16 protein-coding genes are annotated in these 19,855 nt (G+C 65.7%); 7 read left to right on the top strand and 9 right to left on the bottom strand.

Translation table 11 applies throughout. The annotated features are described in order from the left end of the window. The first annotated feature begins 52 nt into the window (after positions 1 to 52). The 5 genes from CTR55_RS04820 to CTR55_RS04800 all read left to right on the top strand — a co-directional run bounded on the left by CTR55_RS04820 (position 53) and on the right by CTR55_RS04800 (position 7,247). The gene (locus tag CTR55_RS04820; protein ID WP_296284418.1) at positions 53 to 1,246 is read left to right on the top strand and encodes a GGDEF domain-containing protein; all 1,194 of its coding nucleotides are present in this window, start codon (positions 53 to 55) and stop codon (positions 1,244 to 1,246) included. Between the two features lie 108 nt (positions 1,247 to 1,354). Further along, a complete protein-coding gene (locus CTR55_RS04815; protein WP_296284417.1) occupies positions 1,355 to 2,878 on the top strand; it encodes a sensor domain-containing diguanylate cyclase in 1,524 nt (507 codons plus the stop codon). Positions 2,879 to 3,414: 536 nt separating this feature from the next. Then, on the top strand, positions 3,415 to 4,140 hold the full coding sequence (locus CTR55_RS04810; RefSeq protein WP_296284416.1) for a gluconate 2-dehydrogenase subunit 3 family protein: 726 nt from the start codon (positions 3,415 to 3,417) through the stop codon (positions 4,138 to 4,140). 25 nt (positions 4,141 to 4,165) lie between these two features. Then, the gene (locus tag CTR55_RS04805) at positions 4,166 to 5,938 is read left to right on the top strand and encodes a GMC family oxidoreductase (RefSeq protein ID WP_296284415.1); all 1,773 of its coding nucleotides are present in this window, start codon (positions 4,166 to 4,168) and stop codon (positions 5,936 to 5,938) included. Between the two features lie 10 nt (positions 5,939 to 5,948). After that, positions 5,949 to 7,247 carry a cytochrome c gene (locus tag CTR55_RS04800; RefSeq protein ID WP_296284414.1) on the top strand — a complete coding sequence of 433 codons (1,299 nt, stop codon included), beginning with the start codon at positions 5,949 to 5,951 and terminating at the stop codon, positions 7,245 to 7,247. Positions 7,248 to 7,509: 262 nt separating this feature from the next. Here CTR55_RS04800 and CTR55_RS04795 read toward each other — a convergent pair whose 3' ends face one another. Genes CTR55_RS04795 through CTR55_RS04780 form a run of 4 tightly spaced genes read right to left on the bottom strand, consistent with a single transcriptional unit; the run spans position 7,510 to position 11,693 of the window. Further along, positions 7,510 to 8,625, bottom strand: a complete 1,116-nt coding sequence (locus tag CTR55_RS04795) for an agmatine deiminase family protein (RefSeq protein WP_296284413.1) — start codon at positions 8,623 to 8,625, stop codon at positions 7,510 to 7,512. Positions 8,626 to 8,635: 10 nt separating this feature from the next. Next, positions 8,636 to 9,733, bottom strand: a complete 1,098-nt coding sequence (locus CTR55_RS04790; RefSeq protein WP_296284412.1) for an extracellular solute-binding protein — start codon at positions 9,731 to 9,733, stop codon at positions 8,636 to 8,638. Between the two features lie 2 nt (positions 9,734 to 9,735). Further along, positions 9,736 to 10,638 carry an N-carbamoylputrescine amidase gene (gene aguB, locus CTR55_RS04785; protein ID WP_296284411.1) on the bottom strand — a complete coding sequence of 301 codons (903 nt, stop codon included), beginning with the start codon at positions 10,636 to 10,638 and terminating at the stop codon, positions 9,736 to 9,738. Beyond that, a complete protein-coding gene (locus CTR55_RS04780) occupies positions 10,638 to 11,693 on the bottom strand; it encodes an agmatine deiminase family protein (protein WP_296284410.1) in 1,056 nt (351 codons plus the stop codon). The genes aguB and CTR55_RS04780 overlap by 1 nt, the downstream gene beginning before the upstream one ends. Before the next feature lie 133 nt (positions 11,694 to 11,826). On the opposite strand from CTR55_RS04780, the gene CTR55_RS04775 reads away from it, so the two are divergent. Next, on the top strand, positions 11,827 to 12,690 hold the full coding sequence (locus CTR55_RS04775) for a LysR substrate-binding domain-containing protein (protein ID WP_296284409.1): 864 nt from the start codon (positions 11,827 to 11,829) through the stop codon (positions 12,688 to 12,690). A gap of 101 nt (positions 12,691 to 12,791) precedes the next feature. Here the strand turns inward: CTR55_RS04775 and CTR55_RS04770 are convergent, their stop codons facing one another. The 3 genes from CTR55_RS04770 to CTR55_RS04760 all read right to left on the bottom strand — a co-directional run bounded on the left by CTR55_RS04770 (position 12,792) and on the right by CTR55_RS04760 (position 17,078). Next, a complete protein-coding gene (locus CTR55_RS04770) occupies positions 12,792 to 13,229 on the bottom strand; it encodes a helix-turn-helix domain-containing protein (protein WP_296284408.1) in 438 nt (145 codons plus the stop codon). Positions 13,230 to 13,548: 319 nt separating this feature from the next. Further along, positions 13,549 to 13,965, bottom strand: a complete 417-nt coding sequence (locus CTR55_RS04765; RefSeq protein WP_296284407.1) for a hypothetical protein — start codon at positions 13,963 to 13,965, stop codon at positions 13,549 to 13,551. Positions 13,966 to 14,231: 266 nt separating this feature from the next. Beyond that, the gene (locus tag CTR55_RS04760; protein ID WP_296284406.1) at positions 14,232 to 17,078 is read right to left on the bottom strand and encodes a pitrilysin family protein; all 2,847 of its coding nucleotides are present in this window, start codon (positions 17,076 to 17,078) and stop codon (positions 14,232 to 14,234) included. Positions 17,079 to 17,623: 545 nt separating this feature from the next. On the opposite strand from CTR55_RS04760, the gene CTR55_RS04755 reads away from it, so the two are divergent. Continuing rightward, positions 17,624 to 18,139, top strand: a complete 516-nt coding sequence (locus tag CTR55_RS04755) for a BRO family protein (protein ID WP_296284405.1) — start codon at positions 17,624 to 17,626, stop codon at positions 18,137 to 18,139. A gap of 43 nt (positions 18,140 to 18,182) precedes the next feature. Here CTR55_RS04755 and CTR55_RS04750 read toward each other — a convergent pair whose 3' ends face one another. Together CTR55_RS04750 and CTR55_RS04745 are read right to left on the bottom strand one after the other, a co-directional pair. Then, positions 18,183 to 19,433 (bottom strand): OprD family porin, encoded by a 1,251-nt coding sequence (locus tag CTR55_RS04750; RefSeq protein ID WP_296284404.1) that lies wholly within the window; start codon positions 19,431 to 19,433, stop codon positions 18,183 to 18,185. 79 nt (positions 19,434 to 19,512) lie between these two features. Next, a partial coding sequence (locus CTR55_RS04745) for an FAD-binding protein (RefSeq protein WP_296284403.1) occupies positions 19,513 to 19,855 on the bottom strand: 343 nt, incomplete at its 5' end.

Here is a 19,855-nt window from a genome sequence, read left to right as displayed (position 1 = left end):
TAGCCCTTGGCCAGCATTCGCCCTGGATGGCAGACACAGGCTCCCACTCTCGATGACCGTACCCGAGTTTCCCGCCGTTCCTCCCCGGCAGCACCAGGGGAGAATTCCGCCGCGCCTGCAGGATGCCTACAAGGCGTACGTGGTCCAGCATTACCGGCGCTTCCTGTTGGCGATCAACTTCATCGCCATGGCTGCCTATGACTCCTACGTCCTGGCCGACGCCCTGCTGATCCCGGACGTGGCCAGGGAATCGCTGCTCCTGCGCGCGGGCCTGAGCCTGATCGGCCTGATCAACATCTTCCTGGTGTTCCGCTTCAGCCGCAGCGTGCTGGTGATGGACCTGCTGATGCCGGTACACGACATCATCTCCACCATTGCCTGGTTCGAGTTGCTCAAGCGCAGCGCCTCGCCCGACGTGCCCTTCTTCCTCTACGCCTCGGTGGTCTTCGTGCTGCTGGGCAACCTCGGCGTGCGCTACTCCTTCAAGGGCATCGCCATAGTCTCGGCGATCATCACGACGATCATCCTCTACAACGTCTGGCTGATCCACGACGGCGCCGCCAAGCCGCTGCTGATCTTCACCCTGGTCTACCTGCCCATCGCGCTGTTCAGCCTGTTCATCAGCTGGACCAACATCAAGGGCGTGCGCCAGGCCTTCCTCGCCGACCTCGAGGAGCGCCGCCAGCGCGCGGAACTCGCCACCCTCAACCTGCGCCTGCAGGAGCTGGCCGCCACCGACGGCCTCACCGGCGTGGGCAACCGCCGCTCGCTGGACCTGCAGCTCAACGAGAGCTGGCACGGCATGCACGCCCACGGCCGGCCGTTCGCCCTGCTGATGGCCGACATCGACTTCTTCAAGCCCTACAACGACCACTACGGCCACCAGGCCGGCGACCGCTGCCTGTGCCAGGTCGCCGAGAGCCTGGTGGGTACCCTGCGCGGCGGGCGCGCCAACGTCTATCGTTATGGCGGCGAGGAGTTCGCCATCCTGCTGGAGGCGACCAGCGCCGAAGACCTGCGCGGCGTCGCCGAGCGGTTGCGCGAACAGGTGGCGAGCCTGGGCATCGAGCATCTCTACCGGCCCGACAGCCTGCGCCACCTGACCATCAGCCTGGGGGCGGCGATGGCCAACGAGGGCGGCCTGCGAGAACCGCGCGAGCTGCTCGCACGCTGCGACCAGCACCTGTACGTCGCGAAACAGAAAGGCCGCAACCGTGTGCACCTCAGCGGCATGCCAAGTGTCTGACGAGCGACACGTAACCCGGCGCGCGTGGCCGGCGTCTCCCTGCTCTGCTGCGGGGCGATGCCCGCGGCGCACGGCAACCGCCACAGGGACCGCCCCAACGAGGCCAGAGTGAAACGCGACATCCGCCTTGCCATCCTCCTGCTGTCGATCATCAGCCTCACCGTGGCCGCCGCCACGGCCTGGGAGCTATGGTCGGCCCGCGAGCGCACGCTGGCCGAGGCCACCACGCACAACCTCAACCTCACCCAGGCGCTGGACACCTACGTCGAAGGCATCGTCACCCAGAGCTCCATGCTCCTGCTCGGCCTGGTTGAACGCCTGGAACACGAAGGCCGCGATGGGCTCCAGCTGCAACGACTGAACAACCTGGTGCAGGACCAGCAGCAGCTGCTCGGCCAGCTCGACGGTGTCAGCATCTACGACGCCCAGGGCAACTGGCTGATGACCTCCACCGGCCCCTTCCCGCCCGGCTCCAACAGCGCCGACCGCGCCTACTTCATCCACCACCGCGACAACCCATCGCTGGATGCCTACATCGGCGGGCCAATCCACAGCCGCTCCAGCGGAGTCTGGGTGATCACCGTCAGCCGCCGCTACAACGACGCCCAGGGCAACTTCGCCGGGGTGATAGTCGCTGCCCTCGGCGTGCCGGACTTCCTCCGCCTGTTCGGCAAGATCGACATCGGCACGACCGGCGCCATCGGCGTGGCCACCAGCAACGGCCAGGTGCTGGTGCGCTATCCCTTCCGCGAAAGCGACATGGGCCGGGTGCTTTCGCGCTCACCGATCTTCACCCAGTACCTGGACAACGCCACGGTCGGCAGCGCGACCTTCGCCTCCTCGCTGGACGGCATCGAACGCATCTACGCCTTCCGCAAGAACGAGCGCTACCCGCTGGTAACCTCAGTGGCCCTGGGCAAGGACGAAGCCCTCGCCGCCTGGAGAGCCGATGCCCTGCGCACGATCGCCATCGCCTTCGGCCTGCTGATGGTCATCGTGGTGATCGGCAGCCTGCTGATCCTCGCCATCCAGCGCCGCATCGGCACCGAACAACTGCTGCGCGACGCCCGCGAAGACCTGCTCAAGGCCAACCGCCAGCTGGAAGTGCTGGCCTCCCGCGACCCGCTCACCGGCCTTGAGAACCGCCGCAGCTTCGACGAGCACCTGATCGCCGAACTGCGTCGCGCCCACCGCGAACGCACGCCGCTGGGACTGCTGCTGATCGACGTGGACCACTTCAAGCGCTTCAACGACACCTACGGCCACCCGGCCGGCGACGACTGCCTGCGCCGAGTCGGCCGTGTCCTCGCTGACAGCGTACGGCGCCCCGCCGACCTCGCCGCCCGCTACGGCGGCGAAGAGCTGGCGGTGATCCTGCCCAACACCGGCGTGGACGGCGCCCTGGCGGTGGCCGAACAGTTCATGCAGCGCTTGCAGCAGGCCAACCTGGCCCACGTCGGCAGCCCGCTCGGGCGCATCACCGCGAGCATCGGCATCGCCACCCTGCCCGGCGGCACTGACATCAACCCCAAGGCCTTGATCGAAGCCGCCGACCGCGCGCTGTACCGCGCCAAGGCCGCTGGCCGCAATCGCCTGGAAAGCGCGCCGCCCCTGCAGGAAGTAGCGCAATAACCGTCTACCGCGCCCAGCCCGACGCTCGGCGCGTCATGCCATACACCCGCACCGGCGTTTGCGCCGGGCGCGGCGTCACCACCTTCCGCAAGCCTCTCAGCGGCCCATAGCCAGCCGGCGGCGGGTTTTACCCGCTGCTGACGGGTAGTGCACAAACAGTGGAAGCAACCCATTCATGCCACTGGAATGCGGAACTTTCATCGACACCGTTAATTACCTGTGCCGTTATAAAAGATAACTGAACAAACCCTTTAAACCATAAGAGCCCTAGGACACTTCCCAAACGCCCTACAACAACCGGCTCATATCAACCAACAACTTCACAACTTCCGCTTTCCTCCTACTTCCGTCGTTCACCTGGGGCCAGGCTATTGCAGGCGATCACCGTATTGATTCGCTGCAACCGCATTCGGTCAGGCCGAATTATCCATTGACTGCCTGTAGCGGCATGTCCATCGGCGTCTCTTCTCACTCTCGGCCAAGAACGGCGGCCAACCGGTTCGACCCAGCAGCCGATGCGTACTGGAGGAGCTTTCATGAACCGCCGAAACACACTGAAGTCCGGCCTTGTCCTGATCGGCAGCGCCACCCTCGCCACCCTGCTGCGCCCGGTCGGCGCCACCAGCCAGATACTGCCTGGCGGGCGTCACTGGGCCAGCGCCGACACCTTGCCGCCAGCACCAGTAAACCCCGAGCTGCGCCTGTTCTTCGATAAGCACGAAGCCACCCAGGTCAAGGCCATTTTCGATCGTCTGATTCCCGCCGATGAGCTGTCCACCAGCGCCTCCGAAGCGGGATGCGTGGTGTTCATCGATCACCAGTTGGCGGGTGACTATGGAAAAGGCCGCTCCCGCTTTCAATCCAAACCCTTCGTACAGGGCACTCCCGAGCAAGGCGATCAGTCGCCTCTGGCGCCCGCCGATATCTATCGAAGGGGACTTGCAGAGCTCGACAAGGATTGCCGCTACCGCTACGACAAGCCCTTCTCGCAATTATCCGAAGACATTCAGGACCAGTACCTGGAACAACTGGAAGCCGGTGTCATTCCCTTCTCCTTCATTACCTCCGGGGCGTTCTTTTCGCTGTTGCTGGGCAATGTCCGCGAAGGCTTCCTGGCCGACCCGATTTATGGCGGCAACCGCGACATGGTCGGCTGGAAAATGATCGGTTTCCCCGGCGCGCGCTACGACTACCGCGATGTCGTGGCCCTCAAGGGACAACCACTGGATATCCAGCCCGTAAGCCTGATCGGACGTATCTGACCGCTTCCACACACGAGGTACACCCATGCATTACACCCGTGAGAAAGCCGATGTGGTCATCGTCGGGCTGGGCTGGTCCGGCTCGTTGATGGCTGAAGAACTGACCCGCGCCGGATTGAAAGTGGTCGCCATCGACCGTGGCGCCTGGGAGCAGACGCACCGCAACTACCCGCCGAACATTGCCGCGGACGAACTGCGCTACGGCGTGCGCCGCGAAGCGCTGAGGCCGCCGGGCGTCGAGACCCTGACCTTCCGCAACAGTCCCTCGCAGATCGCCCTGCCGGGGCGCGACTGGAACAGCTGGCAGATGGGCAACAGCGTCGGTGGGGCCGGCAAGCACTGGGCGGCGAACGCCTGGCGCTTCTCCCCCGCCGACTTCCAGATGGCCACGCGGGTGCGCCAGCGCTATGCCGGCATGCCGCTGGCCAGGGGGCTGATCGTTCAGGATTGGGGCGTCAGCTACGACGACCTCGAACCACACTACGACCGCTTCGAGAAAATCGCGGGCATTTCCGGCAAGGCCGGCGTGCTCAACAACCAGACGGTTGCCGGCGGCAACCCCTTCGAAGGCTCGCGCAGCAGCGAGTACCCGACACCGCCGCTGGAACGCTCGCACTGGAACGAGCTGTTCCATGCCGCCACCCAGCGCATGGGCTACCACCCCTTCCCCATCCCCGCCGGCACCGTTGGCGCGCCCTACACCAACCCGCTGGGCGTCAACCTCGCGCCCTGTACCTATTGCGGTTACTGCGGCTTCTACGGTTGCGGCAACTGGTCGAAGTCGTCCCCCAACGCCTGTGTCATCCCGGCGTTGATGAACCGCCCCAACTTCACCCTGCTAACCGAATGCACGGTGCTGAAAATCGAAAAGATCCACGCCGACCGCACCGTCTCCGGCGTCACCTTCCTCGACTCGGCCGGCGGGGTCGGCTTCCAGCCGGCGGACATCGTCGTGGTCGCCGCCTACCAGCTGGACAACGTCCGCCTGCTGTTGCTCTCGCAGATCGGCCAGCCCTACGACCCGGCAAGCCGCACGGGAACGCTCGGCCGCGCCTACAGCTACCAGACCATGTCCTACGGCTTCCTGTACTTCGACGATGAGTACATGAACCCCTTCATCTCCACCGGCGCGCTGTCCACGCAGATCGACGACTTCAACGGCGACAATTTCGACCACACCGGCCTGGGCTTCATCGGCGGCGCGGGCATCCAGGCGCTGTCCGACCAGGGCACTCCGATCAGCATGGCCGACCGCGTCCCGCCGGGAACCCGGCAATGGGGCAGCGAATGGAAAAAGGCCTTCCGCCACAGCTACCAGAACTACGCCAAGATCCAGGGCCAGGGCACCTCGTATTCCCACGACGACAGCTACCTCTCGCTGGACCCGACCTACCGCGATGCCAACGGCCAGCCGCTGCTGCGCATGACCTTCGACTACAACGAAAACGACCGGCGCATGGCCGAATTCATCCGCCTGAAGATCGAGCAGATCTGCCATGAACTCGGCGCCCACTCCTGGGAGAGCGTCGCCTTCCCCGCCCAGCGCAACTCACCGTTCCGCGCCTACGACAGCTCCCACACCATCGGCGGCGCAGTGATGGGCGCCGACCCCGGCACCTCGGTGCTCAACCCGTTCCAGCAGCACTGGGACGCCCACAACCTGTTCGTCCTGGGCGCCTCCTCCTTCCCCAACAACGCCGGCTACAACCCCACCGGCACTCTCTGCGCCCTGGCCCTGTGGACCGCCAGGGCGATCGTCAACGACTACCTGCGGCATCCGCGCCCGCTGGTGGCCTGAGGGACATCCCATGAACGCTTCGATGAAACGCTCCGTGCCGGCCCTCTTCGCCGTGGCCGTGCTCGCCATGCTGGGCTATGCCGGCGCGGTGCTCTACGACCTGCGCCGCGCCTATCCGCAATCCACCGACGGCCTTGCCGGTCCCGCCCTGGAGCAACAGCGCCAGCGCGGCCAGTACATTGCCCGCCTGGGCGACTGCACTGCCTGTCACACCGCGCCCGATGGCCCGCCTTTCGCCGGCGGTTATCGCCTGGAAACACCCTTCGGCCCCCTGCTGACTTCCAACATCACCTCCGACCCGCAGACCGGTATCGGCGGCTGGACCCAGGAACAGTTCGACCGCGCCGTGCGCCATGGCAAGGGCAGCCACGGCTACCTCTATCCCGCGATGCCGTACACCGCCTACACCCGCCTGACCGACCAGGACCTGGCCGACCTCTGGCAGTACATCAGGGCCCTGCCGCCGGTCAGCAATGCCGTGGTCGAAAACCAGCTGCCCTTCCCGTTCAACCAGCGCTGGCTGCTGGCCGGCTGGAACCTGCTGTTCTTCCGGCCGGGCGTCTTCAAGCCGGACCCGCAACGAAGCGAGTCGCTCAACCGGGGCGACTACCTGGTCAACGGCCCCGGCCATTGCACGGTCTGCCATACCGCCGTGAATTTCCTCGGAGGGGACAGCGAAGACTCCCTGCAAGGCGCCGTGCTGGCGGGCTGGCACGCTCCGGACCTGACCGGCAACCTGCACACCGGCCTGGGCCACTGGAGCGAGAATGACATCGTCCAATACCTGAAGACCGGCACCAACCAGCGCAGCGTGGCCTCCGGCCCGATGATCGAAGCCATCGAGAATTCGACCCAGTACCTGACCGATGCGGACCTGCAGGCCATCGCCGACTACCTCAAGGCCATCCCCGCCAGCCTCAAGCCGCACGCCGAGCAGATGCCGGCCTCCGCGCCCGACATGGCCATGGGCAAGCGGATCTACGACAGCCAGTGCAACGCCTGCCACGTCAGCGATGGCTCGGGTGTACGGCAGATGATCCCCACGCTGGCTGGAAGCCCAGTAGTCAACTCACGCGACCCGGCCACCCTGCTACGCATGGTGCTCAACGGCAGCGATGCTCCGCGCACCGCCGGCAACCCCACCGGAGCCGGCATGCCCGCGTTCGACTGGCGGCTGGCGGACGACCAGGTGGCCGCCGTGCTGACCTACATCCGCAACGCCTGGGGCAACGCCGCACCGGGCGTCAACGCCCAGCAGGCGGCGCAATCGCGCCAGGAAACCGGGGCGCGACCCTCGGTCGGCGGCTGACCTGGCCCGGCCCGGCCGGGCAGCCTCAGGACGTAGGGCGCACAGGCACAGACCTGCCGACCAATAGGGGATTCTATGTCTCCCCCAGCGCCGGTCTCGCCGACGGGCCTCCACGCCATCCTACGACGGGTTCCTCCTGACGCTTCTGTGAAAGGCAACACCCCTCGATCAAACGCCTGGATCGCCTCCAGCTCATGCACCCTGCGGCCTACAAAGAACCCATAGGCGCAGACCTGCCGCCATCGTCATTGCTCGCGAACCACTACACCGTCGGCATCTGCAAGGTCACGCAGTGGATGCCGCCACCGCCGGCAGCGATCGGGTCGATGTTCAGCTGCACGACTTCGCGGTCCGGATACAGCTCGCTGAGCAGTGCATGGCAGTGCTCGTCGGCCGCCGCATCGCCGAACTTCGGCGCGATCACCCCGCCGTTCACCGGCAGGTAATTGATGTAGCCGGCGGCGAAGTCCGGGTTGTCGCGGTTGTAGGCATTCGGCTTGGGCTTCGTCGGCGGCGGCAGGCTGTGCAACTGGAGCTTGCGGCCATCGGCGTCGGTGGCGCCCTTGAGGATTTCCAGGTGGCGACGGGTCACCGCGTAGTCGTAGGACTGCGGATCATTGTCCAGGTTGACCACCACCACGCCCGGCTCGACGAAGCGCGCGTAGAAGTCCACGTGGGCGTCGGTGATGTCCTTGCCGCGAATGCCCGGCAGCCAGATGACCTTGCGCAACCCCAGCACGCGCTTCAGCTCCGCCTCGACGCGCGAACGCGTCCAGCCGGGATTGCGGTTGTCGTTGACCCAGCAACTCTCGGTGAAGATCGCCGTGCCGTGGCCGTCCACCTCGATGCCGCCGCCCTCCCCGCACAGCTCACTGACGATGGCTTTTGCCTCCAGGTCCTCGGCCAGTGCCACCGACACCCCACGGTCGCGCTCGGCGTGCTGCTTGCCGCCCCAACCGTTGAAGTTGAAATCGGCCAGCGCCAGGCCACCTGGCGCATCGTTGACCAGGAAGCAGCCACCGTAGTCGCGCACCCAGATGTCGTCCACCGGCACCGACAGGAAGTCGACGTTCTGCCCGCCACAGGCGCGCTTGGCCTCGGCCTGCTGCTCCGGCCGGCAGAGCACCGTCACCGGCTGGAACTCGGCGATGGCGCGGGCCAGCCGCGCCACCGTGGCGTTGACGTCCGGGGCGATGTCCTCCCAGACGTCGGGGCTCGCCGCGTAGGCGACGAACACCCGTTCCTGCTTGCGGTGCTCGTCGGGCATGTACCAGCGCTCCGCCGCCCCTGCGACGCGACTGAAACTCGAACCCAGGCCGAGCCCGAGACCCGTGGCCAGCGTCATGCCGGCGCCGAGCAGGTTCCTGCGTGTCATCATCCTCGCCTCCTCAGCCGCCGGTGCCGGTCTTGAAACTGGTCCAGGTGCGCATCCGCGCGCGCATGTCGCGCTGCGGGATGTCCTTGCCGGGGAACAGCCGCGCATACGCCTTCTCATCAAGATAGATGTCCGGATTGTCACGCATGCTCGCCTCGACCATCGGCCGCGCCTTGGCGTTGGATGTCGGATAGCCGGTGGCGTTGCTGATGGCCGCCATCACCTCCGGGCGCATCAGGTAGTTGATCAGCGCGTAAGCGTACTCGGGGTGCGGCGCGTCGGCGGGAATGGCCATGGTGTCCATCCACACCGAAGTGCCTTCACGCGGCACGCGGTACTCGAAGCGCTCGGGTTTCTTCGCCTCATCGGCGGCACGTTGCGACTGGATCACGTCGCCGCTGTAGCCCAGCGACAGACACAGGTCGCCGTTGACCAGTTGCGTCACCGGCTGCGACTGGAACTTGCGGATGTACGGGCGGATACCGTTGAGCACCGCCAGGGCTTCGCTCAGGTCCTCCGGCTTGCCGCTGCGCGGGTCGCGGCCGAGGTAGTTGAGCACCACGGCGAGTACTTCGTCCGGCGAGTCGATCATCGAGATGCCGCAGTCGGCGAAGTGCTTGGCCAGCTCCGGCTTGAACATCAGGTCGAGGCTGTTCACCGGCGCGCCGGGCATGCGCTGCTCGATCTTCGCCTGGTTGTAGGTCAGGCCGATGCTGCCCCAGGTGTAGGGCACCACCGCATGCCGCGAGTACGGGTATTTGGTCTGCAGCGTCTGCAGGCCCGGCTCGATATCGCCCAGGTGCTCCAGCTTGCTGTCGTCGAGCTTCTGCAATGCGCCGGCGCGCATCAGGCGCTCCGCAACGGTATCGCCGGGGAAGATCAGGTCGTAGCCACTGTGCCCGGCCATCATCTTGGCCTCCAGCGTCTCGCTGCTGTCCATCACGTCGTAGATGACGCGGATGCCGGTCTCCTGGGTGAAGTTGGCCAGGGTGTCGGGGGCAAAGTAGTCCGCCCAGTTGAACAGGCGCAGGACCTTCTCCTCCGCCGAGGCCGGTTGCAGGGTGCACGCCAGGGACAACCCCAGCGCGCCGATCAGCAGGTGCTTGTTCATGGTCAGACTCCTTGCCAGCGCGGGTGCAGGTGGCGGCCGTCGAGGCCGAGCAGCGGGCCGTACATTTCCGGGCGGCGGTCGCGGTAGACGCCCCAGGTCAGGCGTTCCTCGCGGGCCAGGTCGAGGTCCAGCTCGCAGACCAGTACAGCGGCCTCGTTGCGCCCGGCCTCGGCGAGCAGCGCGCCCTTGTGGTCGGTGATGAAGGACGAGCCGTAGAAGCGCATGCGCAGCGCATCATCGCTGGGCGCCACTTCCTCGCCGATGCGGTTGGCCGCCAGCACCGGCAACAGGTTGGCGGCGGCGTGGCCGCGCTGGGCGGTCTGCCAGTGGTCGCGGGAATCCAGCTGCTCGGCGCCCGGTTCGGAGCCGATGGCAGTGGGGAACAGCAGCATCTCTGCACCCTGCAGCGCCAGGCAACGGGCGGTCTCGGGGAACCACTGATCCCAGCAGATGCCTACGCCGATACGGCCGACGGCGGTATCCCAGACGCGGAAGCCGGTGTCGCCGGGGCTGAAGTATTCCTTCTCCTGGTAGCCGATGGCGTTGGGGATGTGCGTCTTGCGGTACACCCCGAGCAGGCTGCCGTCGGCATCGGCCACGGTCAGCGAATTGAAGTAGGCGTTGCCGGCGCGCTCGAACCAGCTGATCGGCAGCACCACGTTCAGCTCCGCCGCCAGGCTGGCGAAACGCTGCAACAGGGGGCTGTCGTCATACGGCTGGGCCAGGGCGAGGTGGATATGGTCCTGCTCGATGCAAAAGTACGGCGTGGCGAACAGCTCGGGCAGGAGGATCAGCTTCGCCCCGGCAGCCGCCGCCGCGCGCACGTGGCGCTCGGCTTCGGCGAGGTTGCGCGGCAGGTCCCAGCTGCAGGAGAACTGCAGGACAGCGACGGTCAGCTTGCTCATCACAGCCCCCCCAGCGGCCAGGCCGGCTGTTGTTGGGTGATGCAGTGCACGCCGCCACCGCCATGGGCCAGGTTGTTGATGCGCACCGGCACCACTTTGCGGCCAGGGAAGGCGCGGGCCAGCACCGCAGCGGCTTCGTCGTCGGCGGCGATGCCATAGGCCGGCATGATCACCGCGCCATTGGCCAGGTAGAAGTTGGTGTAGGACGCGCAGAAGACTTCCGCCTCCGGGTCCACTGCGGCGCTGGCTTCGAACAGCTCGATCAGCTCGAAGGAGCGGCCCTTGGCATCGGTGGCCAGTTCCAGCGCGCGACGGTTCTCGCGCGCCACTTCGGCGTAGGTGCTGGAGGCGTCGTGGGTGGCATCCAGCAGCAGCACGCCGGGGCGGGCGAAAGCGCACACGCCGTCGACGTGGCCGTCGGTCATGTCGCCGGTGACGTACTGCGGGTCGCCCGGCAGCCAAATGGTCTTGGTCACACCCAGCAGGCGGCTGAAGATTTCCTCCATCTCGCGCTTGCTGACGCCGGGGTTGCGGTTGGGGTTGAGCAGCACCGACTCGGTGGTGATCAGCGTGCCCTCGCCGTCCACGTGGATCGCCCCGCCCTCGTTGGACAGCGGCGTGCCGAAGCAGTCGAGCCCCAGGTTGTTGAGGATGCGCCGGCCCAGGCCTTCGTCCAGGGTGTGCTCGGACTTGCCGCCCCAGGCGTTGAAGCGCCAGCTCACACCGGCTACACCATGCTGCGGATGGCAAACGAAGGTCGGCCCGGAATCGCGGCACCAGCTGTCATCGATGGGCAGCGGCACCAACTCGACGTTGGCCCCGGACAGCTCGGCGGCGCGGGCCATGGCGGACGGGTCCACCACCAGTTTCACCGGCTCGAAGCGGGCGATGGCGTTGGCGACGCGGGCAAAGTCTTCCTGCACCTGTTCCAGGGTCACGTGCCAGCCGCCCTCCCAGAGCGGACGGTTGTGCGGGAATGCCATCCAGGTCGCCGCGTGGTTGACCCATTCGGCAGGCATGCGCCAGCCGTTCTGCCTATCGTCGTTGCGATGCATATTCGAACCTTTGGTAAGGAATTTTTATCGGAAGGAAAGGGTTAAGCGGCGCCTGATGACCATGCTAGGCCTGTAAAAATGCAACAACAAACGATAGATTTTGCGTAAATCTGATTAGGCGAACTTATCGATCATGCTCAAACACTGGCCACCCCTGAATGCCCTGCGCGGCTTCGAAGCCGCCGCACGCCTGGGCAGCTTCCACAAGGCCGCCGAGGAGCTGCACCTCACCCAGTCGGCCATCAGCCAGCAGATCCGCAGCCTGGAAAGCTTCGTCGAGCAGCCGCTGTTCTATCGCTCCGGGCGCAAGGTGGCGCTGACCGACGCCGGCGCCGACCTGCTCAGCACCACGCAATCCATGCTGCAGCAACTGGCTGTGGGCATCCGCCGCCTGGACCAGTACCGCAAGCCCAACCAGTTGGTGGTCAACACCACCCCGGCCTTCGCCCGCCACTGGCTGGTGCCGCGCCTGGGCGACTTCCACGCCCGCCACCCGCAGATCGACCTCTGGCTGCTGACCACCGACGAAACCCCGGAGATGGCCAGCCAGACCATCGACATCGCCGTGCGCGACGACCTCACCGCCCAGGCCGAATGCCGCTTCCGCGTGCTGCTGGAAGATCGCCTCTATCCCGCTTGCCACCCTTCACTGCTGCGGCAGCCGGAGCCGGCACACACCACCCTGCACGGCGAGCGAGAGATGGACTGGGCGCATTGGCAGGTGCAAGGCGGTGCCGACGTGGGCCAGCGCAGCGAGGGGTTGAACTTCTCCGATCCCGGCTTGTTGCTGGACGCCGCCTGCCAAGGGTTGGGCATCGCCCTGGTGAGCCAGTTGCTGGCCGGGGACGCTCGCGACAATGGCCTGCTGACGCCGCTCAGCGAGCAGACCGTGCGCGGGCCGAACTGGTCGCTGCTGGTGCATCAGCAGAGCGAGCGCAATGTGCAGGCGGTGGGGTTCTGTGAATGGCTGTCCGCCGCGCTGGGCATTCCCTTGTAGGAGCGAGCTTGCTCGCGAACCGCCCAGCGTTGGTGTAACCCGTCGGTATGCCCCTATCCCCAGCCAGGGTTAGGGTGAGGGCAAACTCCGCCCCAGATCCGTCAGACAGCACCTTTCCCCTTCCTCAACCGCCCCCGCTCCTGCTTCCCCTCCAGCGCACTCTCCCCCGCCGCCTTCACCAGCCGCTGGAAGGTCGGGCACTGCGCATGGCTGGGCGCAGGGCACGCCGCCGCATGGCGCAGCCCCCGGCTCATCGCCCGCAGGCGTTTGATCGTGGCATCCAGCTCGTCCGCCTTGGCCGCCAGCATCTGCCGGTCGATGTTCGTCCCGCCACCGCCTGCGAACATCGCGCGGATTTCCTCCAGGCTGAACCCCGCCGATTGTCCGAGTGTGATCAACGCCAGCTGGTCGAGAATCTGCGGTGCAAACTGGCGGCGCGCGCCGGGCTTGGCGAGCGAGACGATCAGTCCCTTCTCCTCGTAGAAACGCAGGGTCGATGCCGGCACGCCGGAGCGTTTCGCTACGTCAGCGATATCCATGGAAGACCTCTTGACCTCAAGCCCACTTGAACTTGCAGGGTCACGCCAAAGTCCGGCGCGGTCAATCTGTCCTTGGCTTTCCCGTTGCGTGGCATCGTCTACCCCAGCGCCAGCGGCCTCACCGAGCGAGCCGCCTTCTCGAGTAGCTGATCCGGCCGCGATGGCGTCAGAGCGCAGAGGAATGCCGGTGGGGGAACCGTAGGATGGCGTGGAGCGTAGCGATACCCATCAATCCGCATCACGCCATCGAATGGGTGTCGCCGCGTACCACCTATCCTGCAAAGCCGCCATGGCACGGATGTAGCCGTGGGCTCACCGGTTACTGCCGAATCCCGTCGGTGATCCGGCAGAAGCCCTCGCGCACGGCGCCGTCGGTGGTGTACATGCCGCCCAGGGTGACGAAGACATAACTGACCTTCGAACCCGTGCCCGACTTCTCCACCACGATATTCATCGGCGCGGTGCGGCTGCTCATGATGACGCCCTGGTAGGCGGAAATGGTGCCGCTCTTCTCATCGGCGCTCTGGATCGAGAAGCCTTCCTTCACCAGGGTCTTCTGCGCCTTGTCGAAGGCCTTGTCGGCGGGCATGTCGAGCTGGACGTTGGAGGTGAAGGTCTTGCCGGCGATGAAGCCACCTTCGGTGTTGAAGTTGTCTTCGCACGGGTTGCCGGTCTTCTGGTGCGCACAGCCCTGCAACAGGGCGGCAGCGAGCAGAATCATCGTGACTCGTCGCATCATCGTTCCTTGATTTCGTGGGGCCGCCATCCCTGCGGGTCTACAGCGGCGAAGGGGGTTTATAAGCCGAGGGCGCAGGCCCTGACCAGACTTTTCCTCACCCAGTGAGACAGCCAGCACGTAGGAAATACCCCCTCACCCGCTCAAGCACGCCCTTTCGCGCCGTTCGTCCCGGACATCACCCGCCCCGGCTTCGCGTCCGCAGTTACCGACAGGGGCTGGCCGCAGGAAGAAAACGGGCGACACCCTGGTCGCCCGTCCTGACATCAACGCAGACGACGCAGTACCTTGCCGTCGGCGTCGAGAACCGTCACTTCGCCGAACTTCAACTGGCGCACCGGCTTTTCGATCCGACGCCGATCGCCAATGACGATCCAGGTCAGCGCGTCGGTGCGCAGGAATGACTTCAAGGCGCCGTTGACGCTGTCCGCCGTCAACGCCTCGGCCCTGGATTTCAGGGTGTTGGCGAAATCGTCCGGGTAACGACGCTCCGCGTTCGTCACCAGCGTCGACAAGACGTCGTCTGAAGTCTCGTAACGGCTCGGCAAACCGCGAATGACGCTCTGCTTGGCCCGGTCCACCTCCTCACCCGTGAGTGGCCGCTGCCCGACTACATCGCCGACCTCGCGGAAGACCTCCCGCATCGACTCTGCCGTCTTGTCGGTCTGCACCGACGCACTGAGCAGGAGCGCCCGTTGCCCAAGGGTGTCCCCCAGGCTGCAGGACGCCCCGTAGGCCCAATGTTTCTGCTCACGCAGATTCATGTTCAGGCGCGAGGTGAAATCGCCGCACAGCACGATGGCCCCCAACTCGACCGCCATGCCATCGGGATCCAGAACCGAGGGAGCCAGCACCGCCGCCACTACCATCGACTGCTCCGCATTCGGCCGATCGACGAGGAAGACGCGGGGCCGAGCCTGTTCCGCCACCGCGGGTATCCGCAGTTTTTCCAGTGGCGCCGCAGGTGCCTGCCAATCTCCCAGTGCGGCCTCCAACTGAGGCAGTATCTGCTCCAGCGTGATATCGCCGGCCACCATGACCTTCATGTTGTCCGGCCGAATCCAGCGCTGATGGAACGCCTTCAGGTCGGAAACCTTCAGGATCGACAAGGTTTTCTCGGTGCCGGAACCCGAGGCCGGTACGCCATAAGGATGGTGCGCACCGTACAGCAACGGCGGATACAGACGCTCCGCCAGTTGGGCCGGATCGGCCTTTTCCTCGAGGATCGCCGCGTTACCGATGAGTTGCTCGGCATCAGCGGGGTCGAAAGTGGGATGGCGGACGATATCGGCAAAGAATTTCAGCGCCACCGGCAACTGCTCATTGGTCGCACTCAACAAGGCGGTGCAGGAGTCCGTGCTGCAGTCGATCGTCGTAATCTCCCCCAACAGTTGTTCCTGCTGCTTGGCCGGGAGCGCGTTCAGCTTCCGCGTAATGGCACTCATCAGTACCGTTGTCGTGATGGCTATTCCGGGCTTGTCCCCGTCGGCGGCAAAGCCACCGTCAAACGACAGCGCCACGCCGGTGACCGGAGCGCCATGCCATTGCGCCAGCGCCACCTCGACACCATTGCTCAAGCGGCCCCGCTCCACCGCGGGGAACTCCGCCTCGGGAAACTCCGTGACCTGGGGCACGCCCGCTTGCCGATCCAAAGGCGCCGTCAACTCGCCCCGAGCGATAGCGGCGGGTACCAGCGCCGCAGGGCGCCCGGCTTCCGCCGAGCGCGGCCTGACTTTGCCCGAGTCGCCCCGGCGGGTTCGGTGGGTATCCTGCGGAAGGATCACCAGTTGGTAGCTCCCCTGGCCCAACCAACGCCTGGCCGCCGCCGCGATATCGGCCGACGTGGCTCGCTCGACCTGTTCCAGCATCCGCCACGACAGAGCCGGATCACCCTTGAGGGCGAGCCCTTGCGAGAGTATTTCCGCCTTGCCGCTGACCCGCTCCAGCGAACGGATGAAATCCACCCGGTAGTTCGTCTTGGCACGCGTCAGTTCCTCGGGCGTTGGCCCATCGCGGAGGAATTTCCGCAGCACCTGGTCGAGGCTCGCGGCAATCCGCCCGCGATCCGCATCGTCCAGCTCGCTCACCGAGATCGTGAACAGGCCAGCCAGCGCATAGGCATCCAGGTCCGCCGAGACCTCATTGGAGAGCCCCTGCTGATCGACCAGGCGCTTGTTAAGACGCGACCTATCGTCATCCCCCAGCACCCGCGCCGCGAGATCCAGCAGTGTTGCATCCGTGGTGCCAATCTCCGGTGTCACCCAGGTGCGAACCAGCATGGGCTGTGGCACAGCATCGAACTGCACGCCCTGCCGCGACGCCTTCAGCGGCGTCACCCAAGGTTGCTGACGGGGCACAGGCGGGCCCCCGGGGATCTCACCGAAGTACCGCTCGACCTTGGCCCGCGCCGCCTCCACGGTGACGTCGCCAACCAGCACCAACGTTGCGTTGGCCGCGCCGTAGTACTGCCCGAACCACTGGCGGACATCGCCCAGCGAGCCGGCGTCGAGCGACTTCATCCGCCCGATGGGCAGTTCGTGGTAGGGATGATTGAGCGGGAAAACGCTGAGGAAGATGTTCTCGTTCTGGCGGCCATAGGGCACGCCCTCCCGCTCGCGTTTCTCGTTCTTGACCACCCCCCGCTGCGCGTCGAGTTCCTCCTGGCCGATAGCGCCCAGCAGGTAACCCATGCGGTCGGACTCCATCCACAGGGCCATGTCCAGCGCCGTGGTCGGCACGGTCTCGCTGTAATAGGTCCGGTCGAACACCGTGCTGCCTTCCGGGCTGCTCACACCCACCGCCTGGAAGGGCTGGAAATAGCTGCCGCGCTGGTGCTCCGAGCCCGAGAACATCAGGTGCTCGAACAGGTGGGCGAAGCCTTTGCGGGATGCGGGCTCGTCCGCCGAGCCGACGCGGTAGGTGACATTCACGCTCACCAGCGGGGCCTTGTGGTCCTCGTGCACCACCACGGTCAGGCCGTTAGCGAGGGTGAAGCGGGTAAAGGGAATCTCCGGCACCGTCAGGGGCTTCCCCGTGGCCGGCGGGTCTTCGGCACTCACCAGCGAGCTGGCGAAAAGTGCCAGCCCCGCGATGATCGATCGGCTTCTGCTCATTACACCTCCTTGGCCTTGCGGCCAAAAAGGGTTAAGCCTCCTGACTGGCGACACCACTGCCTATCGGAAAAGGGAACTCCCTTGACGAAAAAATGGCTCGCCGGTGGGAACGAAAAGACTGGCCGGCTCGCGCGACTCGAGTGCAATGCCTCGCCGACGCTCGCTGCGCCGTGGTGGCTGCCGGAGCAGCGACGGCGTGGTCTGTGACAGCCTCAAACCGAACCTTCCCACTCGACTCCGCGCAGCGGGCCTACAAGGAGGGCTCTTATCCTCGCCCGGCCAGGTAAATACCCTGGCCGGGTTTGACAGCCCTCAATCCAGGCGCGATGCGCCCAACCGGTGCATGTGAAAGCGGCGTGATCGCTTTCGCAGGCCCCCGCGCGACTGCAGCAAAGCCTGCAACGCTACAATGGCGGACCGCGCGGGGAGACCCACAAGGTCTGCCGGTTTCCTGGATCCGGTCTGTCAACCCCGCGCGGCCTGCCCCCCTTCGATGACAGCGGCGAGTGGCAGCTCACTTTATGGACTATCCAGGAGCTTTGCCCATGCAAGACCCCATCTACACCTCCACCACCTTCCAGCGGCACAACCACACCCTGCGCGGCATCCTGATCGACGACCAGCCGTGGTTCGTCGCCAGCGATCTGGCACGGCTGTTGGCCATGGATTATCCGCAGACGCTGGCGCGACGGGTGGAGCCCTATGAAGTGCAGGAGGTGCGATTACTTACCGCCAGCGGCGCGGAGCACGCCACGGAGGTCATCAACGAAGCGGCGCTGTACAAGGCGCTGATCCGCTTCGGCCACCCCGAGAGCCGCACGCTCGGGCGCTGGCTGTCGGAGCAGGTGATTCCGCTGTTGCGTGACGTGGGCAGGGAAGGCTCGGAGCAGCCGCGCCGCCTGCTGATGAGCTGGGAGTCGCAGCGGGTGGCGGTGCTGGATTGGCAGGGGGAACTCTGGGTGCCCTTCCAGCAGGTGCCGACCTTCAGCCCGTTCAAGGGGCGCCGCAGTTGGCTGGGTCGACTGAAAGGCAGCGCGCCGAGCCATGAGGCCGGCGTCTGATACCCAGTACCTCCCCGGCGTGCCGGGGAGGTTTCTGTCGCACTTACCAGATCGGCAAGGTGTAGCTGACGATGAAGCGGGTTTCGTCCATGTCGTTGCCGAAGCTGCTGCGGAAGGTGCTGTTGCGCAGCTTGAAGCCGACGTTCTTCAGCGGGCCGCTCTGCACCAGGTAACCGACATCGGTGTCGCGTTCCCACTCCTTGCCGTTGCCCTGCCCGTTCAGCAGGTCGATGTTGTCGCCGCGCAGGTAGCGGGTCATCAGGCTCAGGCCGGGCAGCCCGTAGGTGGCGAAGTTGAAGTCGTAGCGCAGTTGCCAGGAGCGTTCGTCCTTATTGGCGAAGTCGCCGATCTGCACGTAGTTGACCAGGTACGGGTCGGTACCGGACAGGTAGGCGAAGCCGGTGTCGCCGGACATGCGCTGCAGCCCGAGGCCGAACGCCTGGTTGCCGAGCTTGTAGGTGAACATGGCGTTGAGCGCGCGGTTGTCGACGTTGCTGCCGCCATCGTCGGTGGAGCGCGCCCAGCGGATATCGGATTTGAGCGACTGGCCCTCGGCGATCGGCAGCGTGTGCACCAGGCTCACGTAGTGCTGGCGGTAGAGGTCTTCGAGGTTGGCGTAGTGGTAGCTGGTGCTGAGCTGGTTGCTCCAGCGGTAGGTGCCGCCAGCGAGGTTGAACCGGTCGCTGGTGAGGTGGCTGCCGGCAACGATGTTGCGCTTGTTGCCACGGGTCATCGACAGGTCTTCGTCGTTGGACGAATCGCGCTGCTTCACCTCGCGCAGCTGGCCGAGTTGCAGGTCGAGGTCGTCGAGTTCCTTGGACTCCACCAGCGCGCCCTGGAAGGTCTGCGGCAGCAGGCGGGTGTCGTTGTACTGCACCACCGGCAGCTTGGGCAGCAGCGTGCCGACCTTCAACGTGCTCCTGGAGGCGCGCAGCTTGGCGGTCAGGCCCAGGGCGCTGTAGTCATCGGCGGCGCGCTTGTCGCTGGCGGAGTACGGCAGCAGGCCGGAGCCGGAGCGATCCGGGCTGGAGTCGAGCTTCAGGCCCAGCAGGCCGAGGGCATCGACGCCGACGCCGATGGTGCCGTCGGTGTAGCCCGACTCGTAGCGCAGCAGGAAGCCCTGCGCCCATTCCTCGGATTTCGACTGGGCGGCGCCGCTCTGGCGGTAATCGCGGTTGAAGTAGAAGTTGCGCGCTTCGATGCTGGCCTTGCTGTCAGCGAGGAAATCGGCGAGGGCGAACGGGGGCAGCAGCGCCAGTCCGGAGACCAGCACAGGGAGTCGACGAGTAATCATTGTTCTTGTTTCTTTCTACGTGGGTGTTGGCAAAACGCCGGGCCGATGACGGCTGGCCCGGCCAGGGGAATGAGCGGGATCAGACGGCCTTTTCCAGCTCCGGTATTGCTTCAAATAGATCGGCGACCAGGCCGTAGTCGGCCACCTGGAAGATCGGCGCCTCTTCGTCCTTGTTGATCGCCACGATCACTTTCGAATCCTTCATGCCCGCCAGGTGCTGGATGGCGCCGGAGATGCCGACGGCCACGTACAGCTGTGGAGCGACGATCTTGCCGGTCTGGCCGACCTGCATGTCGTTCGGCACGAAGCCGGCGTCAACGGCAGCGCGGGAAGCGCCGACGGCAGCGCCCAGCTTGTCCGCCAGGGAATAAAGGATGCTGAAGTTGTCGCCATTGCCCATGCCACGGCCGCCGGAAACGACG

This window comes from Pseudomonas sp. (assembly GCF_002796985.1).
Classification (GTDB): Bacteria; Pseudomonadota; Gammaproteobacteria; order Pseudomonadales; family Pseudomonadaceae; genus Pseudomonas.
Note: the sequence above shows the minus strand (reverse complement) of the source record. Positions and strands in the feature narration are given on the sequence as shown.